This is a genomic window from Amycolatopsis sp. cmx-4-61 (assembly GCF_046548775.1).
Classification (GTDB): domain Bacteria; phylum Actinomycetota; class Actinomycetes; order Mycobacteriales; family Pseudonocardiaceae; genus Amycolatopsis.
The window spans coordinates 1-22543 of record NZ_JAEBEI010000012.1; the positions used below are offsets into that span (position 1 = coordinate 1).

The window sequence follows — 22543 nt, forward strand, 5'->3', positions numbered from 1 at the left end:
CGTCGTATCGCGCGGGGCGGCTGTACGCCCAGACCAAGGCCCACCGCGGCGAGGTGCTGCCGGAGAACCTGGCCCACCTCGCCGAGCAGGGCCCGGCTTCGCAAGAGGCCAGCTCACTGCTGGCCCGATAAGGAAGGGGCGGATCAATGGCGATCAGCGTCTTCGACCTGTTTTCCATCGGCATCGGCCCGTCGAGCTCCCACACCGTCGGGCCGATGCGGGCGGCACGGACCTTCGTGGACGGACTCGGCGCGGAACTCACCTCCGTGTCCCGCGTCCAGGCGGAACTGTTCGGCTCCCTCGGCGCGACCGGGTTCGGCCACGGCAGCGACAAGGCCGTGCTGCTCGGGCTGTCGGGTGAGCGGCCCGAAGAGATCGACACCGACACCGTGCCCGGTCGCATCGCGGCGATCCGCGAGTCCGGCCGGCTGCTCCTGGCCGGTACGCACAAAATCGCGTTCGACGAGGACACCGACCTCACCATGCACCGGCGCAAGTCGCTGCCCGCGCACCCGAACGGCATGGTCTTCCGCGCGTTCGGCGCCGACGGCGAGCTGCTGCGGGAGCGCACGTACTACTCGGTGGGCGGCGGGTTCGTCCGCGACGAGTCGTACGAGACGGACACGGTGTTCGTCGAGGACTCGACGCCGGTGCCGTACCCGTTCCGCACCGGCGCGGACCTCCTCGGGCACTGCGCGGCGACCGGGCTGCCGATCAGCGAGATCATGCTGGCGAACGAGCTCGCCTGGCGGTCGCGCGCCGAGGTCCGGGCCGGGCTGCTGGAGATCTGGGCCGTCATGGCGGAGTGCGTCCGCAACGGCTGCACCCACGATGGGGTCCTGCCGGGCGGGCTGAAGGTCCCGCGCCGGGCGAAGGCACTGCACGAGAAGCTCCTGGCCGAGGACGGCGCGGACGACCCGCTGTACGCGATGGACTGGGTGAGCCTGTACGCGCTGGCGGTCAACGAGGAGAACGCGGCGGGCGGCCGGGTGGTGACGGCCCCGACCAACGGCGCGGCCGGGATCATCCCCGCGGTGCTGCACTACTACCAGCGGTTCATCCGGCACTCCTCCGACGACGGCATCGTGACGTTCCTGCTCACGGCGGGCGCGATCGGCTCGATCCTGAAGCAGACGGGCTCGATCTCGGGCGCCGAGGTCGGCTGCCAGGGCGAGGTCGGTTCGGCCTCGGCGATGGCGGCCGCGGGCCTGACGGAGGTGCTGGGCGGCACCCCGGCGCAGGTGGAGAACGCGGCGGAGATCGGCGTGGAGCACCACCTGGGCCTGACGTGCGACCCGGTCGGCGGCCTGGTCCAGATCCCGTGCATCGAGCGCAACGCGGTGGGCGCGTCGAAGGCGATCCACGCGGCACGCATGGCCATGCGCGGCGACGGGAGCCACGTGGTGACCCTGGACAAGGCGATCAAGACGATGCGCGAGACGGGCGCGGACATGAGCGTGAAGTACAAGGAGACGGCCCGCGGCGGCCTGGCGGTGAACGTCATCGAGTGCTGACGCGCACTTCCCCCGCGGAAGGGCCGGCTTCGGCGCGGAGCTACCCCCGGAAAGCTCCGCGCCGGCGTCAGTTCCGGCGGTCCTCCGGCTCCACGGCCAGCTTCAGGCCGACTTCGACCAGGCGCCAGCCCAGCTGCTGCTTCCGCGTTCCCGGGTGACGGCTCGGCGTCGCGCGCCCCGGCGGGCGGTTGCGCACGCCGTGGCGCAGCTCGTTCTCCCGCTCGTGGACCAGGTCCTCGGCCATCAAGAAGTGCACCGGATCGCCCCCTGCGTCGATGTTCGGTGTCGTCCCCCGCATCGTCGCTCACGGTGCCCGTCCGGTTCCACCGGTTTTCCGCACCGCGAACGCCGGGGTCACCGACAGCGACCGGACGCGGCCACCGGCGAAGGTGCGGCCTAAACTCGCGGGATGGAGTCGACCTCGGTGGCGAACGCCGGCGAAGCGCTGTTCCGGCCGGTCCGCGCGGGCAACGCCTTCGAGGAGACCGTCGAGCGGCTGCTGCAGGCCATCCGGCTGGGCGTCGTCGGTGCGGGGGAACGGTTGCCGTCCGAGCGCGAGCTCGCCGACCGGCTCGGCGTCAGCCGCGTCACGCTCCGCGAAGCCATCCGGGCCCTGTCCGACGCCGGTTACGTGGAGTCACGCCGGGGGCGGTACGGCGGCACGTTCGTGAACGAAACCCTGCCCGGGCCGCCCGAACCCGACGGCAAGGTCGACGCCGTCGCGCTCGAAGACGCGCTGAGCCTCCGCTACGTCCTCGAGACCGGCGCCGCCGAGATGGCCGCCGCGCGGTCGCTGAGCCCGGCCGACCGGCAGCACCTCACCGGCACGCTCGCCGAGGCCGCCGGGGCGGACCTCGACGACTACCGCCGCAAGGACTCCCGGCTGCACCTGGCCATCGCCGAGGTGACCGCGTCCGGTTCGCTGACCACGGCCATGGCCGACGCCCGCACCCGCGTCAACCAGCTGCTCGACCGAATCCCCCTGCTGCCGCCCAACCTCGAGCACTCGAACGCCCAGCACGAGGCGATCGTCGACGCGATACTGGCCGGGGACGCGCCCGCCGCGCGCCGCGCAATGGCGGAACACATCGAGGGCACCGCGTCGCTGCTGCGCGCGTTCCTCTCCTGAGACTTCTTCACGAGATTCGAACAAGTCGACGGAGAACCTTTTCACCCGTCCGGCCGTCATCCGTTCGTGACCTTGGCGACCGAGGAAGACGAGAAGCCCCGCAAACCGAAGTGGCGCCGCGCCCGGCGGATCGCGGGCCGGACGCTCGGCGTCCTCATCGGCGGTCCGCTGATCGCCTTCTGGGTGGCCTACCTCGTGCTCGACGTCCGCAGCCCGCAGGACGTCCTGGCCGGGCTCGACAAGACCGTCGTCCTGCAGTACGCGGACGGTTCCGAGCTGCTCAAGGTGGTTCCGGCCGACGGCGACCGGACGTTCGTGCCCTACGCCCGGGTGCCCGCGAAGCTGCGGGACGCCATCATCGCCACCGAGGACCCGACCTTCTGGGACAACCAGGGCTTCGACCCGACCGGGATCGGCCGCGCGTTCCTCACCGGCGTCGGCGGCGGCTCCGGGATCACCCAGCAGTACATCAAGAAGTCCACCGGCGACGAAGACGCCACCCTCGGGCGCAAGTTCGCCGAGCTCGTGCTGGCCACGAAGATCACCCAGGAGCAGAGCAAGGAACAGATCTTCGAAAGCTACGTCAACATCATCTCCTTCGGCCGCGGCACGTTCGGGCCCGCCGCGGCGATGAACGCCTACTTCGGCAAGAAGCTCGACGACTCGATCACCTGGAGCGAAGCCGCCTTCCTCGCCGGGATGATCCAGTCGCCGTCGGTGCACGACCCCGCCGCGTCCGGCGACCTGCACGCCACGCGGCGCTGGCAGTACGTCCGCGACAAGCTCGTCAGCCGCGGATACGTCAAGGGCGACGAACCGATGGCCTACCCCGGCGGCGAAATCCAGCCCCCTTCGGAAACCCGCGCGGGCCGGCTCACCTACGACCAGTTCCACGTCAAGCAGCAGGTCCTGGCCGAGCTGGAGCAGGACGGCTTCCCGCTCGGCCGGCTCCAGCAGGGCAACATGACGGTCGAGACGACCCTGGACCGCGGCCTGCAGGACGCGGCCAAGAACGCCCTGCGGAACCGGCTCGCCGGCGAGCCGCCGGAGTTCCGCGGCGCCGTCGTCGCCCTCGACCCGAAGACCGGGGCCGTGCGCGCCTACCAGGGCGGCGACCAGGGCGTCCGCGACTACGCGAGCACCCCGCACGCGCTCGGCACGGCGTTCCACCCGTTCACCTACGCCGCGGCGCTGCGCGCCGGCTACGGTCCGGACCAGCCGATCCCGACGCCGGCGAAGCTCGACTTCCTCGGCGAAACCTTCCAGTACCCGGACGGCTGCGGCCCGCGGTGCACCCTCCGCACAGCGCTGGCGAAGCACGCCGAAGGCGCCTTCGTCGGGCTGGCGAAGAAACTCGGCCCGGACGCACTGAGCGACACCGCGCGGCAGGCCGGCATCCCGGACGCCGTCGACGGAACGCCGACCCTGCGCGAGAAGGACGGCTTCCTCATCGGGCCGGGCATCGCGATCGGCCGGTACCCGCTGCGGCCGTTGGACGTCGCGGGCGCCTACGGGACCTTCGCCGCCGACGGCCGGCGCGCCACCCCGCACCTGGTGGCCAGGGTGCGCGACGAAAGCGGCTCGGTCGTCTGGACGCACCCGGACGCCTCGAGCCCGGCGTTCGGCGACGAGAGCCGCCGCATCGCCGTCGAGGTCACCGCGGCCCTGCGCGGCGACGGCGGACCGGCGCTGCGCACCGGCGAGGCCGAACACGGCAACAGCCCGGACTACCAGGACGCCTGGGCCGTCGGCTACACCCCGCAGCTGGTGACGGCGGTCTGGATCGGCTCCGACGACGAGCGGCGGCTCAAGGACGCGAGCGGCCGGAAACTGACCGGCGACGGCGTCCCGGCCGACGTCTGGCGCACGGTCACCGCGGCGGCCCGGCCGCGCTGACTCACCGCACGACGCCCAGCACGAACCCGTCGTGGCCCTTGCCGCCGACCGTCTGCACCGCGGTCGCGTCGATGCGGTCCTCGGCCGCGAGCACCTCGAACATCTCGCGCGCGCCGCGGACGTTCGGGTCGTCGCTGCTCGCGTCGGTCACCCGGCCCTGGCGGACGACGTTGTCGACGACGATCGCCGTGCCCGGCCGGGCGAGCTCGAGGCCGGCGCGGACGTAGTTGGCCAGGTTGACCTTGTCCGCGTCGATGAACACGAAGTCGAACGGCCCGGTCAGCTGCGGCAGCGTGTCGAGCGCCGCGCCGACCCGGATGTCGACGACGTCTTCGCCGAAGCCCGCGCGCGCCAGGTTGGCCCTCGCGACTTCAGCGTGCTTCGGCTCGTACTCGCAGGTCACCAGCTTGCCGCCGGCCGGAAGGGCGCGGGCGAGCCAGATCGTGCTGTACCCGCCGAGCGTGCCGATCTCCAGGATCGTGCGCGCGCCGGCGAGCCGGGCCAGCAGGTGGAGCAGCTTGCCCTGGTTGGGCGCGACGGCGATGGGCGGCAGCCCGGCGGCGTCGGCGTCGGCCAGCGCGGCGTCGAGCACCGGGTCGGGGGCGAGCAGCGCGCCGGCGAGGTAGTCGTCGATCTGGGTCCAGGTCTGGTCGGTCATGGCACCTCCGCAGCCAATCTAGCCCGGATGGGATCATGGCCGCCGAGGCGTTTTCCGGCGGGGAGGCAGGCATGGACGACTACCGCGTCGTCGCGGACGCCATCGCCGCCGACATCGCGGCCGGCCGGCTCCGGCCCGGCGACCGGCTGCCGCCCCAGCGCCGCTTCGCGCGGCAGCGCGGCATCGCCGGCTCCACCGCGGCCCGCGTCTACGGCGAGCTCGTCCGGCGCGGCCTGGCCGTCGGCGAGGTCGGCCGCGGCACCTTCGTCCGCGCGGCGAAGCCGCCGCCCGAACCCGCGCTCGCCGAGCCCGGCGGCGCCCGCGTCGACCTCGAGCTCAACTTCGCCGTCCTGCCGGAGGAATCCGCGCGGCTGGCCCGCGCGCTGGAACCGCTGCTGCGCGCCGACGTCCTGACCGCGGCCCTGCACCCGATCGGCGCCGCGGGGACCCCGGTGGCCCGCGAAGCGGCGGCCGGGCTGCTCGCCCGCGGCGACTGGCGGCCCGACCCGGCGACGGTGCTGTTCACCGGCACCGGCAGGCAGGCCCTCGCGGCCTCGATCGCCGCGTTCGTGCCGGTGGGGGAGCGGCTCGCGGTGGAGTCCCTGACGTACCCGGTGGTGAAGGGCCTGGCGGGGAGGCTCGGCGTCGACCTCGTGCCGATCGAAACCGACGAGTCCGGGCTGGTGCCGGCGGCGCTCGCCGCGGCCGGCCCGGTGCGCGCGCTCTACGTCCAGCCGACGCTGCACAACCCGCTCGGCACGACGATGCCGCCGCGGCGCCGGGCCGAGCTCGCCGAAGTCGTGGCCCGCCTCGACCTGCCGGTGATCGAGGACGGCATCTACACGTTCCTGCGCGACGACGTCCGTCCGTTCGCCGCGTACGCGCCGGAGCGCACGGTGTTCGTCGACAGCCTGTCCAAGCGCGTCGCGCCCGGGTTGACGGCGGGCTTTCTCGTCTCGCCGCCGTCCTGGACCGCGCGGCTGGCGTCGTCGGTGCGTTCGGGGGCCTGGGCCGCGTCGCGCTTCGCCGTCGAAGCGGCGACGCAGTGGATCGTGACGGGCACCCTGGCCGAGATCGAAGCGGCGAAACGCCGTGACGCGGCCGCCCGCGCGTCGGTGGTGGCGGAGAAACTGCCGGGCCTGCGCGGCGATCCGGCGTCGTACCACCGCTGGTGGGAACTGCCGGAACAGTGGCGCGCGGAGACGTTCGTCGCGGCGGCGGCCCGCCACGGGATCGCGCTGTCCCCGGCGGCGGCGTTCGCGGTGCTCCCGGGCCACGCCCCGAACGCGGTCCGGCTCGCGGTGTCGGCTCCGCCGGTGGCGACGCTCGCCGCGGCGCTCGACGTCCTGGCGGGGCTGGCCGGCGGCAGCCCGGACGACCTGGTGACCGACTGACCGCGGGTGCCGGCCCGTGCCAGGGCGTACCAGCGGCGTGTGCGCCGTTCGCCAGCGAGCGCCGCCACCCTTCGGGGGTCGCAACGAACCGAAGGAGCACGCATGCCCGTCACGATCATCGGTGCCGGCCTCGGCGGCCTGACCCTCGCCCGCGTCCTGCACGTCCACGGCATCCCGGCCGCGCTCCACGAAGCCGAAGCCTCCCCGGAAGCACGGGCGCAGGGCGGGATGCTCGACATCCACGACTACAACGGGCAGCTCGCCGTCGAGGCGACCGGGCTGACGGAGGAGTTCCGCGGCCTGGTCCTCGAAGGCCGGCAGGCGATGCGGATCCTCGACCGCCGCGGCACCCTGCTGTTCGAGAAGACCGACGACGGCACCGGGGGCCGCCCGGAGGTGCTGCGCGCCGACCTGCGGCGGATGCTGCTCGACGCGCTCCCGGCCGGCACCGTCCACTGGGGACACAAGGCGACCGCGGCCCGCACGCTGCCCGACGGGCGCCACGAGGTCACCTTCGCCGGCGGGCACACCGTCGTCGCGGACGTCCTGGTGGGCGCCGACGGGGCCTGGTCGAAGATCCGGCCGCTGCTCACCGACGCCGTGCCGGAGTACGAGGGCACGGCGTTCGTCGAGACCTACCTCTTCGACGCCGACACCCGGCACCCGGCCACGGCGAAGGCGGTCGGCGGCGGCTCGATGGCCGCCAACGGCGCCACGCCGGACGAGGCGATCAACGCGCACCGGGAAAGCGGCGACACCCTGCACGCCTACGTGGTGCTCACCCGCCCGCTCGACTGGTTCGCCGCCGTCGACTTCACCGATCCCGCGGCGGCCGCGGCGCGGATCGCGGCGGAGTTCGACGGCTGGGCCCCGGAACTCACCGCGCTGATCACCGACGCCGACACCGCCCCGGTCCTGCGCCTGCACCACGCCCTGCCGATCGGGCTGCGCTGGGACCGCGTGCCGGGCGTGACCCTCGTCGGCGACGCCGCCCACCTCGCCGCGCCGAACGGCGAAGGCGCCAACCTCGCCATGCTCGACGGCGCCGAACTCGGTCAGGCCCTCGCCGCGCACCGCGGGGACGTCGAAGCGGCGCTCGCCCGGTACGAGGAGGCCATGTTCACGCGCAGCGCGAACCCGGTCGACGAGGCTGTGCTGCTCGAGAGCCTGTTCGGGGACGGCGAGGTCCCGCAGGCGCTGTTCGACCTGCTGCACGGCCGCGAGCAGACGTCCTGAAGTCAGGGCGCGTACTTGCCCACGAAGCTGCCGCAGGTCACGACGCGGCCGGTGAGCCGGGCCTGGATCGCCTTCTCCAGGCCGAGGTAGTCGAACACCGGTGTGCCGGGCGGGACCGACGCCGGGATCGGGCCGCCCGTGGCGAGCATCCGGAACGACTCCGTCTCGAACAGGACCAGGTAGCCGCCTTCGCGGTTCAGCCGGTCGGCCGTCGCGAGCATGCGCTCGGGCGCGCTGCCGACGATCTCCAGCGGCAGCGGCCACTCGAGGGGGAACGGGTTGCGCAGGCCGAACGCCGGGTAGGCGAACGGGCTGTCCGGCAGGATCGCCGTCCGCGCCGCCGGGAAGCGGTCCAGGCAGCCGCGGATCTGCCGCACGAAGGTGAACGTCGACGGGTTCGTGCGGATCCCGGCCATCGCCGGGGTGACCGCGCCGAGGTCCTCGGTCAGCCGGTCGTGGCCGACGTCGAAGTAGCCCGCTTGGTCGTGGCGGGCGACGACGACCCAGCCGCAGACCGCGACCGCCGTCAGCCCGGCCGTGGCGGTCACCCAGCGCCGGGCCGGGCGCGGCCGGGGCGGGACCAGGTGGCTCAGCAGCAGCAAGGCCGTCAGGGCCAGGGTGCCGGTGAGCAGCGTCGGGGTGTCGTTGCCCCAGGACAGGCTGGTCATGAACCCGGTGGCGAGCACGAGCAGCCCGGCCCAGGGCACCTTCCGCCGCACGGCCGCGTTCACCGGCACGCTGACCGCGACGATCCACCACAGGACGTCGGCCCAGCGCGAGGAGCCGGTGAACCGGCCGTCGACGACGGTCCAGACCACCGCCGTGGCGCCGGCGAGCACCAGCACCCAGGACGCGGCCCGCCCGGCCGCGCCGAGCCGGTCGCCGGACAGCCGGACGGCCAGCAGCACCACGGCGATCGCGGCGAAGAAGCCCAGCTCCCGCACGGGGGCCTTGGTCAGCACTTCCGGGTCGTCGAGCCACAGCCCGAGCAATCGCTCGCCGTACGCGGGCACGCCGCCGGTGAGCTGCTCGACCATTTCGGTGAAGCCGCCGCCGAGGCTCACCCACGTCACGTACGCCAGCCCGGGGCCGCCGAGCGCGAGGAGGTCGAGGACCAGCCGCCGCCACCAGCCCGCCGTGCGCAGCGAACCCGCCCGCGTCGCCGGGTGCAGCAGCAGCCACAGCACGCCGATCACCGCGGCCGGCGCGAAACTCTGCTTGACCAGCACCGCGCAGCCGAGCAGCACCAGCCCACCGCGGCGGGCGAGCGCGCGGCCGTTGCCCAAGCCCGCGTCGAGCGCCCAGGCGCCGCCCGCGGTGAGCGCGATGCCGTCGACCGTGTGCCAGGCCATCAGCGGGAAGGCGTTGAGGTTGATCAGCGACGCGGCCGCGACCATCGCCGTCATCCCCGGGCCCCATTCGAGCACCCGGCGCCGGGTGACCAGCGTCGCGAACGCGATCGTGGCCACCACGATTTCGATCATGGACAGGAAACTGGAGCCGAAGAACAGCGGCATCGGCAGCGCGTAGTCGGCGACGTGCAGCACCGCGGACCCCAGCGGGCGGGCGGAGATGATGTCGGCGTGCGGGACTTCGCCGTGCAGCACCCGCCACGCCTGGGCGAGGATGAAACCCTGGTCGGTGGGGTGGAAACCGAAGCGGCCGACGCGGAATTCGGTGGCCAGCGCGAGCAGCAGCACCCAGCCGGCGTGCAGGCCCCAGCGCAGCAGCGGCCGGGCCGGTCTGCCGGGCGGCGGTGCCGTGGCGACCTGTGCCGGACTCGCCACGTCCACGCCGTGCCCGCCTTCCGCTCCCGATCACACCCGCAGGCGATGGTAGCGGCCGGGGTGAGCGCCACCTCGGTGGTCCCGACGGTCGGCGAGGTGGCGCTCACCCCCTGCGTCACCCGTGGGTGCGCCTCGCGGTGCCGATCACGGCCGCTTCGTCCGTCGCGGCGCGGCGTTGTCCAGTACTGAATTCCGGCATTTCGTACTCCCCAGTCGAAGCCCGTGCGGGTGCACGGGACTCGCGCGAGGGTAGAAGTACCGTCGCGTGCGTGCCACCGTTTCGGCGGAATTCGCGGAAATCAGGCGCGGCGGCGCCAGATGAGGCGGGTCACCGCCGCCGCGACCGACGCCGGCGCGGACCGGGCGGGCAGACCGCGGGCTTCCGGCGCGGACTCCGGCATCGCCCGGTAGGCCAGGTGCGCGGCGAAGCGGGCGACCCGCGGCGCGGCGAGCGCCGCCAGTTCGGCCGCGCGGCCTTCCGGGAGGCTGAGGATCTCCGGCCGCTCCTCGCACGCCTTGACCACCAGCGCCGCCGCGCGTTCCGGGCTGCTGGCGGGGATGCCGCGGTAGCCGGTCGGCGCGATCATCGGCGTCCGCACCAGCGGCATCCGCACGGACGTGAAGGTGACACCGTCCGAGAGCGTCTCCCGCCCGGCCGTGAGCCCGAGCTCCTCCAGCGCCGCCTTCGAGGCCAGGTAGGCGGAAAAGCGCGGGGTGTCGGTCTGCAGGCCCTGGGTCGTCACGTTGACGACGTGGCCGAACCGCCGCTGCGCCATCGACGGCAGGAACCCGAGGATGAGCCGCACGGGACCGAAGTAGTTGATCGCCATCGTGCGCTCGAAGTCGTGGAACCGCTGCGTGGACAGCACCACCGAGCGCCGGATCGACCGGCCGGCGTTGTTCACCAGCACGTCCACCGCGCCGTGGTCGCCGAGCACGTCCTTGACCAGCGCGTCGACGGCGTCGCCGTCGGTCAGGTCGCAGGGGTACGCCGCCGCGGTGCCGCCGGCCGCGAGGATCTCCGCCCGCACCTCCTCGAGTTCCGAAGCGCGGCGGGCCACGAGGATCACCTTCGCGCCCTTGCGCGCCACGGCGAGCGCGGACGCCCGGCCGATCCCGGACGACGCGCCGGTGACCAGCACCGTCCGCCCGGCCAGGCCGTGGGTGCGACGCGCGCGGTCGGGGTCGAGGTACGCCTGCCAGTACCGGTAGAGCGGCGCCGCGTAGTCCCGCAGCTCGGGCAGTTCGATGCCGCTGCCGAACAGCGCCGTCGTGGTGCGCGCGGTGTCGAAGACGACGTCCGTGGCCAGGTGCGGCAGCACGGCCAGGGGGATGCCCAGTTCGTCGAGAACGGCCGCGCGGGCACCCCGGCCACCGGGCACGCGGTCGATCCCGGCCGCGGCCGCGTGCGCCAGCCGGCCGCCCGCGCGCCGCAGCGCGCGCGACGGGCCGGCGGGCAGCACGGCCTTCACCACCGGCCCGCCCGCGGCGCGCGCGAAGGCGTTGTAGACGGAGTTCAGCGGCTGCGGGCGCGCGGCGGCGAGGTGGTACGTCGTGCCGGACGGCGCGTCCCGGTGCATCAGGTACTCCATCGCTTCGACGACGTAGTCGACCGGCACCAGGTTCGTCGCGCCCAGGTCGGGCGCGGCCAGCGGGAGGCGCCGCGGCAGCGCGGCCAGCCGCGAGATGGCCGGCAGGAAGAAGTAGGGCCCGTCGACCTTGGCCATCTCGCCGGTGCGCGAATCGCCGACGACGGCCGAGGGCCGGTAGACGCGGAAGGGCAGGGACTGCTCGCGGACGAGCCGCTCGGCCTGGAACTTCGTCGCGTGGTACGGCGAGCCGAAGCGCTGGCCGAGGTCGAAGTCGGCTTCGGTGAACCGCCCGGCGTGGTCCCCGGCGACGGCGATCGACGACACGTGGTGCACCAGCCCGGCCCGCGCCGCGGCGGCGAAGGCGAGCAGGTGCCGGGTGCCGTCGACGTTGGCGCGCCGGTTGGCTTCCTCGCCGGCCGTCAGGTCGTAGATCGCCCCCAGGTGGACGACGTGGTCGACGTGGTCGAGGCGGGGAAGGTCCGCGGAGTCGATCCCGAGCCGGGGTTCGGCGAGGTCGCCGACCACCGCGTGCAGCTTGTCCGCGCCCGCCCACTCCCGGGCCGTGGTGGCCAGGCGCTCGCGGGAGGTCTCCCGCACCAGTGCGTACACGGCGGAGGTCCCGGGCCGCCGCAGCAGCCGGGCGACCAGGCGTTTCCCGATGAAGCCCGTCGCGCCCGTCACGAAGTAGGTCGTCATGGCCGGTCCCTTCAGTCGGACCGACTCTAACCTACTGGAAAGTAGGAACGGTAGTTGTCAGTGTGGTTCGGGAGTTTCTTCGTCCGCCGTCGCGACGACGGCGTCCCGCAGGGCGGCCCGCAGCCGTCCGACGTCGAGCGGCCCGAGCACCGCCGCTTCACCCGGTGGCGCGACGAGCACCACCTTGTCGTTGCTGACGAACACCGTCACGTCCCTGCGCCGGCCGGCCAGATCCCGGCAGCCGATCGACCACTCGCCCCGACTCATGGCCGCCGCCCTCGCTTCCCTGTGGTGGTCGTGCTCCGTGCGAGGGTGGGAGCGGACCCCGGCGGAGCTATGACGCCGGTTCACCCGATCTGCCTACTCGCGCGTTTTGTCTTGCGTTTCCGGGGTTTTCGGCGTAGCCCCCGGTCGTGGCGCGGCGGGTCCGGGAGTAGCGTCCGTCCGGCAGCCGTCTTGTGGGAGGTATGGATGTCGGAACCGCGGAAGATCGTCATCGTCGGTGCGGGCCTCGGTGGGGCATCCGCGGCGGCTGCGGTGCGAGAACGCGGTTACGGCGGCGAAATCGTGTTGCTGGGCTCGGATCCGCGCCGCCCGTACGAGCTGCCGGCGCTGTCCAAGGGCGTGCTGCTGGGCAACGCCGACGAACCCGACTGGGTGCACGAAGAGAAGTTCTACGCCGAGAAGGACATCCGCTTCGGCGCCGGTGTCACGGCGACCCGGATCGACCTCGGCGCCCGGCTGGTGGTGGACGACACCGGCGGCGAGCACGGCTACGACCGCCTGGTGCTGGCGACCGGTTCCGAACCGCGCCGCCTGCCGGTACCCGGCGGCGACCTGCCCGGCCTGTACACGCTGCGCACCCTCGACGACGCCCTCAAGCTCCGTTCGGCGTTCACGGCGGCGGAGCGTGTGGTGATCGTCGGCGCGGGCTGGCTCGGCTCCGAAGCGGCCGCGGCGGCCCGGACGCACCACGCGGAGGTGACGGTCGTCGACCCGGTCCCGGTGCCGCTGGCGAACGTGGTCGGCGAGACGATCGGCGGGGTGTTCCGCGACCTGCACGTGGCGAACGGCGTCCACTACCGCCTGGGCGAGCAGGTCGCCGAGATCACCGGCGGCCCGGACGGCGTCCGCGGCGTCCGCCTCGGCAACGGCGACGAGCTTACGGCGGACGTGGTCCTGGTCGCGGTGGGCGCGGCCCCGCGGGTCGAGCTGGCCCGGGAAGCGGGCCTGGAACTGTCGGACAACGGCGGCGTGGCGGTGGACGCGGCCCTGCGCACCTCGGCCGAGGACGTGTACGCGGTCGGCGACATCGCGGCCCACTTCCACCCGCGTTACGACCGCCGGATCCGGGTCGAGCACTGGGCGAACGCGAAGGACCAGGGCACGCACGTGGCGCAGAACCTGCTGGGGGCGAACGAGCCGTTCCTGGCCTCGCCGTACTTCTTCACCGACCAGTACGACCTGGGCTGCGAGTACCGCGGCCTGGCGGACCCGGCCGCGGACGAACTGGTGGTCCGCGGCGACCTGGCCGCCCGCGAGTTCACGGCGTTCTGGCTGCGCGACGGCGAAGTGGCGGCGGCGATGAACGTGAACATGTGGGACGACGGGGACGCACTCGGCGCGCTGGTCGACGGACGCCGGAAGGTGACGGCGGAGCAGCTCAAGACCGCGGACCTGGCTTCCCTGGTGTGAGGTGTGCGCGGATCAGCGCGTCGAGCCGCCGCCAAGCGGGTGACGACGCGTTGACCGCGCCCTGCACCAGCGCCGGGATCGCCGAACCCTGGTCGTACGCAGGCAGTTCCGCGCCGTAACGCGCTCGGGTGGCCGCAACGAGCTTCGCGGCCAGTGCGTCGACGCGCGGGTCGTGCGGGTCGAGGTCGTGCACCCGGTCGTACTCGAGGACCAGCGCGAGCAGCGCCGGGTCGGCCAGCATCGCCGCCTGGTCGCGGAAGTTGCGGTGTGCCGTTTCGGGGTGGGTGGCGAACACCAGCAGCCACAAGTCGTTCTGCAGCGCCACCCAGCGATCGCCGAACCCGAGGCCGGGCAGCCGGGCCAGGTACGCCGCCACCTCGTCCGGCAGGGGCGACAACCGGCCGGACGCCAGCCGGTGCAGGCGTTCGCGAGTGGCCTGCAGGTCGGCGATCCGGGCGGTGAGGTCCTCGTCGATCTGCCGCAGCGCCGGAGCGAGCCCGTCGCCGGAACGCAGTTCGCGGATGCGGGCCAGCGGGACGCCGGCCTCGGCGAGCGTGCGGATCCTGATCAGCTCGGCCGCGTCGGCCGCGCGGTAGCGGCGGTAGCCCGACGCGTCGCGCTCCGGCTCGGGGAGCAGGCCCTTCGCGTGGTAGACGCGGATCGTCTTGGTCGTCACCCCGACGTACCCGGCGAGCTGTCCGATGGTGAGCACCCCGCCATCCTCGCACTTGACCTTGCCCCAGGGGCAACGTTGCATGCTGGCCGCATGACCGACCACGAGACCCTGCGCGCGCTGGCCGACGAGGGCAACGAAACCGCGCTCGACCGGCTGGCCGACCTCGCCGACGCCCGCGGGGACGTCGAGGAGCTGAGCGAGCTGCTGGACGAAGGCTGCGACCACGCCGGAGCACTGCTCACCCGGCGCGCGGTGGCCGCCGAAGACCTCCTGGCGCTGCAGCGCATCGCCGACGCCGGCCACGAACCGGCCGGCGACGAGCTGGAACGCCTGCTCAGGCGGTGACCGCGGGCCGCGTCAGGGCCAGGTAGGCGACCAGTGCCAGCGCCGCGAAGCCCGCCATGGTCGCGGCCATCGGCACCGCCGTCCCCGGGCCGCCCAGGCCGACCAGCGGGGTCGCCGCCGCGCCCACCACGAACTGCAGCACCCCCAGCAACGCCGAAGCGGCCCCGGCCGAGCGGGCCTGCGCCGCCAGGGCCAGCGAACTCGCGTTCGGCATCACCAAGCCGATGCTCGACACGAGCACGAACAGCGACACGAGCAGCAGCGCCAGCGGCGCCCGGAAGAGCGTCGAAGCCAGCACCAAGGCGCCGCCCGTCACGCCGAGGAGCAAGCCGGCGAGGAGCAGGGCGCGCTCGCGAACCCGGCCCACCAGGCGGCCGTTGAGCTGGCCCGCCAGCACGATGCCGACGCCGTTCGCGCCGAACACCACGCTGTAGGCCTGCGGGCTGAGGCCGTACACGCCCTGCAACGCGAACGACGAGCCCGAGATGTAGGCGAACATCGACGCGAACAGCAGCCCTGACGCCAGCGCGTACCCGGCGAACGAACGGTCCAGCGCCAGCCGCCCGTAGGTCCGCATCACCCGGCCGAGCCGCAGCGGGGACCGCACCGGGGACGGCTCCGGCAGGAAGAACACCACCACGGCCAGCAGCAGCGCGCCGAACGCCGTCAGCACGACGAACACCCCGCGCCACGACGTCCAGGTGAGCAGCTGGCCGCCGATCAGCGGGGCCAGGATCGGGGCCAGGCCGCTGACCAGCATCAACGTCGAGAAGAACTTCGTCATCGCGGTGCCGGAGAACAGGTCCCGCACGGTGGCGCGCGCGATCACGATCCCGGCGGCGGCCCCGAGGGACTGCACGAGCCGCGCCGCGACCAGCAGCCACGCGTCCGGGCTCACCGCGCACAGCACCGAGCCCACGACGTACAGCGCCAGCCCCACCAGCAGCGGACGGCGGCGGCCGACGGCGTCCGACAGCGGCCCGAGCACCAGCTGGCCCAGGGCGAGCCCGACGATGAACGCGCTGAGCGTCAGCTGCACCGTGCTGTCCGCCGCGTGCAGGTCGGCTGCCATCCGCGGGAGCGCCGGCAGGTACATGTCGATCGACAGCGGTCCGAACGCCGTCAGGCCGCCCAGGACGAGGACGAACTTCAGCTGCGCCCGCCGGCTCGGCGCGGTAGGTTCCGCCGTGGTGGTCATGCACGTCCTTTCGCTCCTCACCCCTGACCAGCGGGGCGGCCGCCGGCGCTATTCCGGCTGTGACCGGTGACACGCCGTGGTCACCCGGCCCTGCACCGACACTGATCCGATCAATTTTGCCTCCTTTCGGCGATGGCTCTGGATCGACGGCCGCGACTGCGATATACATCGGATGTCTAGTCGATGTGGGTGAAGGGAATATCCGTGCAGCTTGTGCGCCTCGGGGAGCCGGGAAGTGAGCGTCCGTTCGTGCGGGCCGACGACGGCACGACCTACGAGCTGGGCGGCCTGACCGCCGACATCGACGGCGGCTTCCTCGCCGCGGACGGGATCGCGCGCATCGCCGCCGCGCTCGCCGCCGGGGAGCTGCCGCGAGCGGACGTCGAGGGCCTGCGCGCCGGCTCGCCGATCGCCCAGCCCGGCAAGGTCGTCTGCATCGGCATGAACTACCGGCGCCACGCCGAAGAGACCGGCGCGACGCCGCCGACCGAGCCCGTCGTCTTCATGAAGGCGCCGGACGTCGTGGTCGGCCCGGCCGACGACGTCCTCATCCCGCGCGGGTCGGTGAGCACCGACTGGGAGGTCGAGCTCGGCGTCGTCATCGGCAAGACCGCCCGCTACCTCGACAGCGTCGACGAAGCCCTGGACCACGTCGCCGGGTACGTCGTCTCGAACGACGTATCCGAGCGCGAGCTCCAGTTCCGCACCGGCCAGTGGGACAAGGGCAAGTCCTGCGAGAACTTCAACCCGCTCGGCCCGGCGCTGGTCCCGGCGAGCGAAGTGGCCGACCCGCAGGACCTCGGCCTGCGGCTGTGGGTCAACGGCGAGAAGAAGCAGGACTCCTCGACCAGGGACATGATCTTCTCCGTGGCCGAGATCGTCCACCACCTGTCCCAGGTGATGGTGCTGCGGCCCGGCGACCTGATCAACACCGGCACCCCGGAAGGCGTCGCGCTCGGGCAGCCCGACCCGAAGCCCTACCTGCGTGACGGCGACGTGATCAAGCTCGAGATCGACGGCCTCGGGCGCCAGCGCCAGACCGCGCGGCGGGCCTGACCATGGCGAAGATCATCGGCATGGAGGTCCTCGACGTCCGGTTCCCGACGTCGCGGGAGCTGGACGGCTCGGACGCGATGAACCCCGATCCCGACTACTCCGCCGCGTACGTCGTGCTGCACGCCGACGGCGGCCCGGACGGCTACGGCCTCGCGTTCACCATCGGCCGCGGCAACGACGTCCAGGCCGCCGCGATCCGCGCGCTCGCCCCGCACGTCGTCGGCCGGGACGTCCCCGAGGACGCGGCCGCGCTGGGCGACCTTTCGCGCACGCTCGTCGGCGACTCGCAGTTCCGCTGGCTGGGCCCGGAAAAGGGGGTCGCGCACATGGCCGTCGGGGCGGTGGTCAACGCCGCGTGGGACCTCGCCGCGCGCCGCGCCGGCCTGCCGGTCTGGCAGTTCGCCGCGCGGATGACGCCCGAAGAACTCGTGTCGCTCGTGGACTTCCGGTACCTCACCGACGCGCTCACCGAGGCCGAGGCCCTGGAGATCCTGCGCACCGCCGAGCCCGGCCGGGCCGAGCGCGAGAAGCAGCTCCAGGCGAACGGCTACCGCGCCTACAGCACCTCACCCGGCTGGCTGGGGTACGCGGACGCCAAGCTCGTGCGGCTGGCCGAGCAGGCCGTCGCCGACGGCTTCGGGATGATCAAGCTCAAGGTCGGCGGCAACCTCGAGGACGACGTCCGGCGGATGAAACTCGCCCGCGAGACGGTCGGCACCGGCGTCCGGATCGCCGTCGACGCCAACCAGCGCTGGGACGTCTCGGCCGCGGTCACCTGGATGACCGCGCTGGCGCCGTACGACCCGTACTGGATCGAGGAACCCACGTCCCCGGACGACGTCCTGGGCCACGCGGCCATCGCGAAAGCGCTTGCGCCGATCCGGGTCGCCACCGGCGAGCACGTCCAGAACCGCGTGGTCTTCAAGCAGCTGCTGCAGGCGGACGCGATCTCGGTCCTGCAGCTGGACGCCGCCCGCGTCGGCGGCTTCAACGAAAACCTGGCGATCCTGCTGCTGGCGGCCAAGTTCGGCGTCCCGGTGTGCCCGCACGCCGGTGGCGTCGGGCTCTGCGAGCTCGTCCGGCACCTGTCGATGTTCGACTTCGTGGCGGTGTCCGGCACCGACGCGGACCGCTCGATCGAGTGGGTCGACCACCTGCACGAGCACTTCACCGACCCGGCCGTCGTCGAGCGCGGCCGGTACCTCGCCCCGACCGCACCCGGGTTCTCCGCGCGCATGCACGACGCCACGCTGCGCCGGTTCCGGTTCCCGGACGGTCCCGAGTGGACGGAGACCGCACGTGAGTGAATTCGAGGGCCTGGTGGCCGCCGTCACCGGAGGCGCCTCGGGCATCGGCAAAGCCGTCGCCACGCTGCTGGCCGGGCGCGGCGCGCAAGTCGCCGTGCTGGACCTGAAACCGGGCGACGGCGGCTTCCGCTGCGACGTCTCTTCCGATCGGGAAGTCCGCGAAGCGATCGATGCCGTCGTAGAGCGCTTCGGACGCCTCGACATCCTCGTCAACAACGCCGGGATCGGCGCGCAGGGCGACGTCACGGCCAACGACGACGACGAGTGGCACCGCGTGTTCGACGTCAACGTCGTCGGCATGGTCCGGGTCGCCCGCGCCGCGCTGCCGCACCTGAAGAACTCGCCGTCCGCGGCGATCGTCAACACCTGCTCCATCGCGGCCTGGGCCGGCCTGCCCGACCGCGCGCTCTACTCGGCCAGCAAGGGCGCGGTGCTCTCGCTGACCCTGGCCATGGCGACCGACCACCTGCCCGACCGCATCCGCGTCAACTGCGTGTGCCCGGGCACGGCGGACACGCCGTGGGTGGGCCGGCTCCTCGACGCCGCCGACGACCCGGCGGCCGAACGCGCGGCCCTCGCGGCCCGCCAGCCGATGGGCCGGCTGGTCACCGCCGACGAGGTCGCGAACGCCATCGGCTACCTCGCCGGCCCGCTTTCCGCCTCGACCACCGGCACCGCGCTGGCGGTCGACGGCGGCATGTACGGTCTCCGCCCGCGCGGACCCGTTCACCACGACTGATTTCCGCTGTCATCAAGGAGGATGCGGTGCGCAATAGGGTGATCCAGGTGGCCGCCACGGCCGCCGTCTGCGGCCTGGTGCTGGCCGCGTGCGGGTCCACGAAGGACAACGCCGCGGCGCCCGCGGCCGGCGGTGGTGCCGGCGGCAAGGTCGGCGCCACGCTGCCCCTGCTGACCTCGCCGTTCTGGCAGGCCTACAACAACTACGTGCCGAAGATGGCCCAGGAGGAGGGGGTCGACGTCCTCCCGACGGTCAACGCCGACAGCGACCCCGCGAAGCTGATCACCGACATCGGCACCTTCCTCAACCAGGGCGTCAAGGGCCTGGTCGTGACGCCGCTGGACTCGGCGGCCGTCGTCGCCGGGCTCAAGCAGGCCGAGAACAAGGGCGTGCCGGTCGTCGCGGTCGACGTCGCCCCCGAGAGCGGCAAGGTCGCCATGGTGGTGCGGGCCGACAACAAGGCCTACGGCACCAAGGCCTGCGACGCGATCGGCGAGAAGGTCAAGTCCGGCAAGGTCGTGCAGATCATGGGCGATCTGGCCTCGGTCAACGGCCGCGACCGCTCGGAGGCCTTCCGCGACTGCATGAAGGCGAAGTACCCGGGCATCCAGGTGCTGGAGATCCCGGCGGAGTGGAAGGCCGACAAGGCGTCCTCCGGCCTGGACAGCATGCTCACCGCGAACCCGGACATCAAGGGCGTCTACATGCAGGCCGGCGGCGTCTACCTGGCCCCGACCGAGCAGGCCCTCAAGCGCAAGAACCTGTTCTTCCCGGTCGGGGACCCGAAGCACATCGTGCTCGTGTCCAACGACGGCATCCCGCAGGAGCTGGCCGCGATCCGCGCCGGCGAGCTGGACGCCACCGTGTCCCAGCCGGCCGACGCGTACGCGAAGTACGGCCTGTACTGGCTGAAGAAGGCCATGGCGGGCGAGACGTTCAAGGCCGGGCCGACCGACCACGGCAGCACGATCGTCGAGATCAGCCCCGGCATCCTCGAGGACCAGCTGCCCGCCCCCGTCATCACGAAGGCCAACGTGGACGACAAGGCCCTCTGGGGGAACAACCTGTGACCGCGCTGCCCGCCGGCGAATCCGCCGTTCCGGTGGTCAGCGCGCACGGCGTCGGAAAGCGCTACGGCCCGACCGTGGCGCTGCACGACGTCAGCCTCACCGTGCACCCCGGCGAGTCGCACGCGCTCGTCGGGCGCAACGGGGCCGGCAAGTCGACACTCGTCTCCATCCTCACCGGTCTCTCCGCCACGGACACCGGGCACGTCGAGTTCGGGGGCGAGCCGGCCCCGCCCCCGTCCCGGCAGGACGACTGGAAGGCGCGCGTCGCCTGCGTGTACCAGCACGCGATGGTCGTCCCGCAGCTCACCGTGGCCGAGAACCTGTTCCTGAACCGGCAGGCGGGTGGCGGGTTCGCAATCGGCTGGAAGTCGTTGCGCCGCAAGGCGCGTGACCTGCTCGACTCGTGGGACGTGCACGTCGACGTCGACACCGCGGCCGGTGACCTGTCGGTCGAGGACCGGCAGTTCGTCGAGATCGCCCGCGCGCTGTCCTACGGCGCCCGGTTCATCGTGCTCGACGAGCCGACCGCGCAGCTGGACAGCCAGGCCATCGAGCGGCTCTTCGACCGGATGCGCCAGATGCAGGCGGGCGGGGTGACGTTCCTGTTCATCTCCCACCACCTGCACGAGGTGTACGAGGTCTGCCAGGCGGTGACCGTGCTGCGCGACGCGAAGCACGTCCTCACCGCGCCGGTCGCCGAGGTGGGCCGCGCGGAACTGGTCGACGCGATGACCGGCGAGCCGGGCGGCCTTTCGGTCCGCGACGCCGCCTCCCGCGAGGCCCTCGACGCGGACGCCACCGAGATCCTTTCGGTGGCGGGATTGTCCGGCGACGGCTTCCGGGACGTCTCCCTCCGGCTCCGCCGCGGCGAGGTCGTCGGCCTCGCGGGCAGCAACGCCAGCGGCAAGCACCAGGTCGCCGAGACGGTCTACGGCCTGCGGACGCCGTCGGCGGGCACGATCCGGGTCGACGGCTCGCCGCTGCGGCCGGGCGACATCCCGGCGGCGATCCGGGCGGGCATCGGGTGCGTGCCGCGCGACCGGCACCACGAAGGTCTCGTCCTGGAGCACTCGATCGCCGACAACGCCACATTGTCTATTTTGGACAGACTGGGACGCGGCGGGATCGCGTCGCCGCGCACCCGGTTCGCGCGGGCGTTGCAAGCTCTGCGGGACTACGACGTCGTGGCCGCGAGCGCCGAGCAGCCCGTGTCGGACCTGTCCGGCGGCAACCAGCAGAAAGTCGTGCTGGCGCGGGCCCTGATCGGTGACCCGCGGGTGGTCGTGCTGATCAACCCGACCGCCGGGGTGGACGTGAAGTCGAAGGAGGCGCTGCTCGCGGTCGTCGACCGGGTGCGCGCCGAGGGCAAGGCGGTGCTGATCGTCAGCGACGAGCTCGACGACCTGCGCCTGAGCGACCGGGTCCTGGTGCTGCGCGCCGGGGCCGTCGTCGCCGAACACCAGGCCGGGTGGTCCGACGGCGACCTCGTGGCCGACATCGAAGGAGTCGAGCTTTCGTGACCGACGTGATGACCTCCCCCACGGCGCAGCTGCCCGCGCCTCCCCGGCGGCGCAAGGCCGTCTGGCTGCGTGAACTCGCGCTGTTGCCCGCCCTGGTCGTCGTGTTCGTCATCGGCGGCCTGGTCGACGACACGTTCGTCGGCTGGAGCAACATCGTCAGCATCCTGACCGCGTCGGCGGCGCTCTCGCTGGTCGTGCTCGGCGAGTCGCTGGTGCTGATCACCGGCAAGTTCGACCTGTCGCTGGAATCGACGATGGGCCTGGCCCCGGCGCTCGGGGCGATGGTCGTGATCCCGGCGGCGTCCGCGGGCTTCGGCGTCGAGCTGCCGGCCGCGATCGGGCTGCTGGTGATCCCGCTGTGCGGGGCGCTGGTCGGGTTCGTCAACGGCTTCCTGATCGTGAAGCTGAAGCTGAACGCCTTCATCGTGACGCTGGCGATGCTCACCGTGCTGCGCGGGGTGCAGGTCGGTTCGACGAAGGGCAAGACGCTGTTCAACCTGCCCGACTCGTTCACGAACCTGGCGACGACGACGTTCGCCGGGCTGCCGATGTCGGTGTGGCTGGCCGCACTGCTGTTCGCCGTGGCGGGCTGGGTGCTGCGCTACCACCGCGTCGGTCGCGCGCTGTACGCGATCGGCGGCAACCGCCAGGCCGCGCGGGCGGCCGGCGTGCGCGTCGACCGGATCGCGTGGGCGGTGTTCGTCGTCGCCGGGGTCCTCGCGGCGATCGGCGGTCTGGCCTACACCGGGTACGTCGGGGCCTTGGGCGCGAACCAGGGATCCGGCATGATCCTGCAGGTGTTCGCGGCGGCGGTGATCGGCGGTGTCTCGCTCGACGGCGGCAAGGGCACCCTGGTCGGCGCCCTCACCGGCGTCCTGCTGCTGTCGTCGGTGTCCAGCCTGCTCAACTACGCGCACGTCACGGCGGAGTGGCAGGGCGCGATCTACGGCGCCATCATCCTGATCGCGCTGATCATCGCCCGGTACGCGGGTGGAAAGCCCCAGACGTGATGGTCAGCCGGTGATCATCGGATCA

The 22543-nt window shown here is 72.9% G+C and carries 20 protein-coding genes and 1 pseudogene; 14 read left to right on the forward strand and 7 right to left on the reverse strand.

What is annotated here, in order from left to right:
• Window positions 1–131 (forward strand): annotated as a pseudogene (locus ACLJOU_RS28785) (lipoyl synthase); the annotation flags it as partial.
• A gap of 15 nt (window positions 132–146) precedes the next feature.
• Window positions 147–1514 (forward strand): L-serine ammonia-lyase, encoded by a 1368-nt coding sequence (locus tag ACLJOU_RS28790; RefSeq protein ID WP_410571575.1) that lies wholly within the window; start codon window positions 147–149, stop codon window positions 1512–1514.
• 67 nt (window positions 1515–1581) lie between these two features.
• On the opposite strand, the gene ACLJOU_RS28795 is transcribed toward ACLJOU_RS28790, so the two are convergent.
• Complete coding sequence (locus tag ACLJOU_RS28795; protein ID WP_410571576.1) at window positions 1582–1812, reverse strand: hypothetical protein; 231 nt, start codon at window positions 1810–1812, stop codon at window positions 1582–1584.
• 111 nt (window positions 1813–1923) lie between these two features.
• Here ACLJOU_RS28795 and ACLJOU_RS28800 point away from each other — a divergent pair, with 111 nt between their 5' ends.
• On the forward strand, window positions 1924–2643 hold the full coding sequence (locus ACLJOU_RS28800; protein WP_410571579.1) for a FadR/GntR family transcriptional regulator: 720 nt from the start codon (window positions 1924–1926) through the stop codon (window positions 2641–2643).
• Between the two features lie 66 nt (window positions 2644–2709).
• Window positions 2710–4539: a transglycosylase domain-containing protein gene (locus ACLJOU_RS28805; RefSeq protein WP_410571581.1), complete on the forward strand. Its 1830-nt coding sequence runs from the start codon at window positions 2710–2712 to the stop codon at window positions 4537–4539.
• Between the two features lies 1 nt (window position 4540).
• Here ACLJOU_RS28805 and ACLJOU_RS28810 read toward each other — a convergent pair whose 3' ends face one another.
• Complete coding sequence (locus ACLJOU_RS28810) at window positions 4541–5197, reverse strand: O-methyltransferase (protein WP_410571582.1); 657 nt, start codon at window positions 5195–5197, stop codon at window positions 4541–4543.
• Window positions 5198–5268: 71 nt separating this feature from the next.
• On the opposite strand from ACLJOU_RS28810, the gene ACLJOU_RS28815 reads away from it, so the two are divergent.
• Window positions 5269–6591: a PLP-dependent aminotransferase family protein gene (locus tag ACLJOU_RS28815; RefSeq protein ID WP_410571584.1), complete on the forward strand. Its 1323-nt coding sequence runs from the start codon at window positions 5269–5271 to the stop codon at window positions 6589–6591.
• Between the two features lie 102 nt (window positions 6592–6693).
• Complete coding sequence (locus tag ACLJOU_RS28820; RefSeq protein WP_410571586.1) at window positions 6694–7827, forward strand: FAD-dependent oxidoreductase; 1134 nt, start codon at window positions 6694–6696, stop codon at window positions 7825–7827.
• 2 nt (window positions 7828–7829) lie between these two features.
• On the opposite strand, the gene ACLJOU_RS28825 is transcribed toward ACLJOU_RS28820, so the two are convergent.
• From ACLJOU_RS28825 to ACLJOU_RS28835, 3 genes are all read right to left on the reverse strand, one after another.
• Window positions 7830–9620 (reverse strand): hypothetical protein, encoded by a 1791-nt coding sequence (locus ACLJOU_RS28825; RefSeq protein ID WP_410571587.1) that lies wholly within the window; start codon window positions 9618–9620, stop codon window positions 7830–7832.
• A 293-nt stretch (window positions 9621–9913) separates the two neighbouring features.
• Window positions 9914–11902, reverse strand: coding sequence for an SDR family oxidoreductase (locus ACLJOU_RS28830; RefSeq protein WP_410571589.1), 1989 nt, complete (start codon window positions 11900–11902; stop codon window positions 9914–9916).
• 57 nt (window positions 11903–11959) lie between these two features.
• Complete coding sequence (locus ACLJOU_RS28835) at window positions 11960–12169, reverse strand: hypothetical protein (protein ID WP_410571591.1); 210 nt, start codon at window positions 12167–12169, stop codon at window positions 11960–11962.
• Window positions 12170–12373: 204 nt separating this feature from the next.
• Between ACLJOU_RS28835 and ACLJOU_RS28840 the strand changes: the two genes are divergently transcribed.
• Window positions 12374–13597 (forward strand): NAD(P)/FAD-dependent oxidoreductase, encoded by a 1224-nt coding sequence (locus tag ACLJOU_RS28840; protein ID WP_410571593.1) that lies wholly within the window; start codon window positions 12374–12376, stop codon window positions 13595–13597.
• Here ACLJOU_RS28840 and ACLJOU_RS28845 read toward each other — a convergent pair.
• Entirely contained in the window at window positions 13566–14309 is a 744-nt protein-coding gene (locus ACLJOU_RS28845) for a MerR family transcriptional regulator (protein WP_410571594.1), read from the reverse strand. The genes ACLJOU_RS28840 and ACLJOU_RS28845 overlap by 32 nt on opposite strands.
• A 54-nt stretch (window positions 14310–14363) precedes the next feature.
• On the opposite strand from ACLJOU_RS28845, the gene ACLJOU_RS28850 reads away from it, so the two are divergent.
• Window positions 14364–14618, forward strand: coding sequence for a hypothetical protein (locus tag ACLJOU_RS28850; protein WP_410571596.1), 255 nt, complete (start codon window positions 14364–14366; stop codon window positions 14616–14618).
• On the opposite strand, the gene ACLJOU_RS28855 is transcribed toward ACLJOU_RS28850, so the two are convergent.
• Complete coding sequence (locus tag ACLJOU_RS28855) at window positions 14608–15816, reverse strand: multidrug effflux MFS transporter (protein ID WP_410571597.1); 1209 nt, start codon at window positions 15814–15816, stop codon at window positions 14608–14610. The genes ACLJOU_RS28850 and ACLJOU_RS28855 overlap by 11 nt on opposite strands.
• Before the next feature lie 204 nt (window positions 15817–16020).
• Between ACLJOU_RS28855 and ACLJOU_RS28860 the strand changes: the two genes are divergently transcribed.
• The 6 genes from ACLJOU_RS28860 to ACLJOU_RS28885 are packed head-to-tail and all read left to right on the forward strand — an operon-like array spanning window position 16021 to window position 22518.
• Complete coding sequence (locus tag ACLJOU_RS28860; RefSeq protein ID WP_410571598.1) at window positions 16021–16872, forward strand: fumarylacetoacetate hydrolase family protein; 852 nt, start codon at window positions 16021–16023, stop codon at window positions 16870–16872.
• Window positions 16873–16874: 2 nt separating this feature from the next.
• Window positions 16875–18179 carry an enolase C-terminal domain-like protein gene (locus ACLJOU_RS28865; protein WP_410571600.1) on the forward strand — a complete coding sequence of 435 codons (1305 nt, stop codon included), beginning with the start codon at window positions 16875–16877 and terminating at the stop codon, window positions 18177–18179.
• Window positions 18172–18918, forward strand: a complete 747-nt coding sequence (locus tag ACLJOU_RS28870; RefSeq protein WP_410571601.1) for an SDR family NAD(P)-dependent oxidoreductase — start codon at window positions 18172–18174, stop codon at window positions 18916–18918. Before ACLJOU_RS28865 ends, ACLJOU_RS28870 begins: the two co-directional genes overlap by 8 nt.
• A 38-nt stretch (window positions 18919–18956) precedes the next feature.
• Window positions 18957–19988 carry a sugar ABC transporter substrate-binding protein gene (locus tag ACLJOU_RS28875; RefSeq protein ID WP_410572019.1) on the forward strand — a complete coding sequence of 344 codons (1032 nt, stop codon included), beginning with the start codon at window positions 18957–18959 and terminating at the stop codon, window positions 19986–19988.
• A complete protein-coding gene (locus tag ACLJOU_RS28880) occupies window positions 19985–21508 on the forward strand; it encodes a sugar ABC transporter ATP-binding protein (protein ID WP_410571603.1) in 1524 nt (507 codons plus the stop codon). The genes ACLJOU_RS28875 and ACLJOU_RS28880 overlap by 4 nt, the downstream gene beginning before the upstream one ends.
• Window positions 21505–22518, forward strand: coding sequence for an ABC transporter permease (locus ACLJOU_RS28885; protein WP_410571605.1), 1014 nt, complete (start codon window positions 21505–21507; stop codon window positions 22516–22518). The genes ACLJOU_RS28880 and ACLJOU_RS28885 overlap by 4 nt, the downstream gene beginning before the upstream one ends.
• The last annotated feature ends 25 nt before the right edge of the window (window positions 22519–22543 follow it).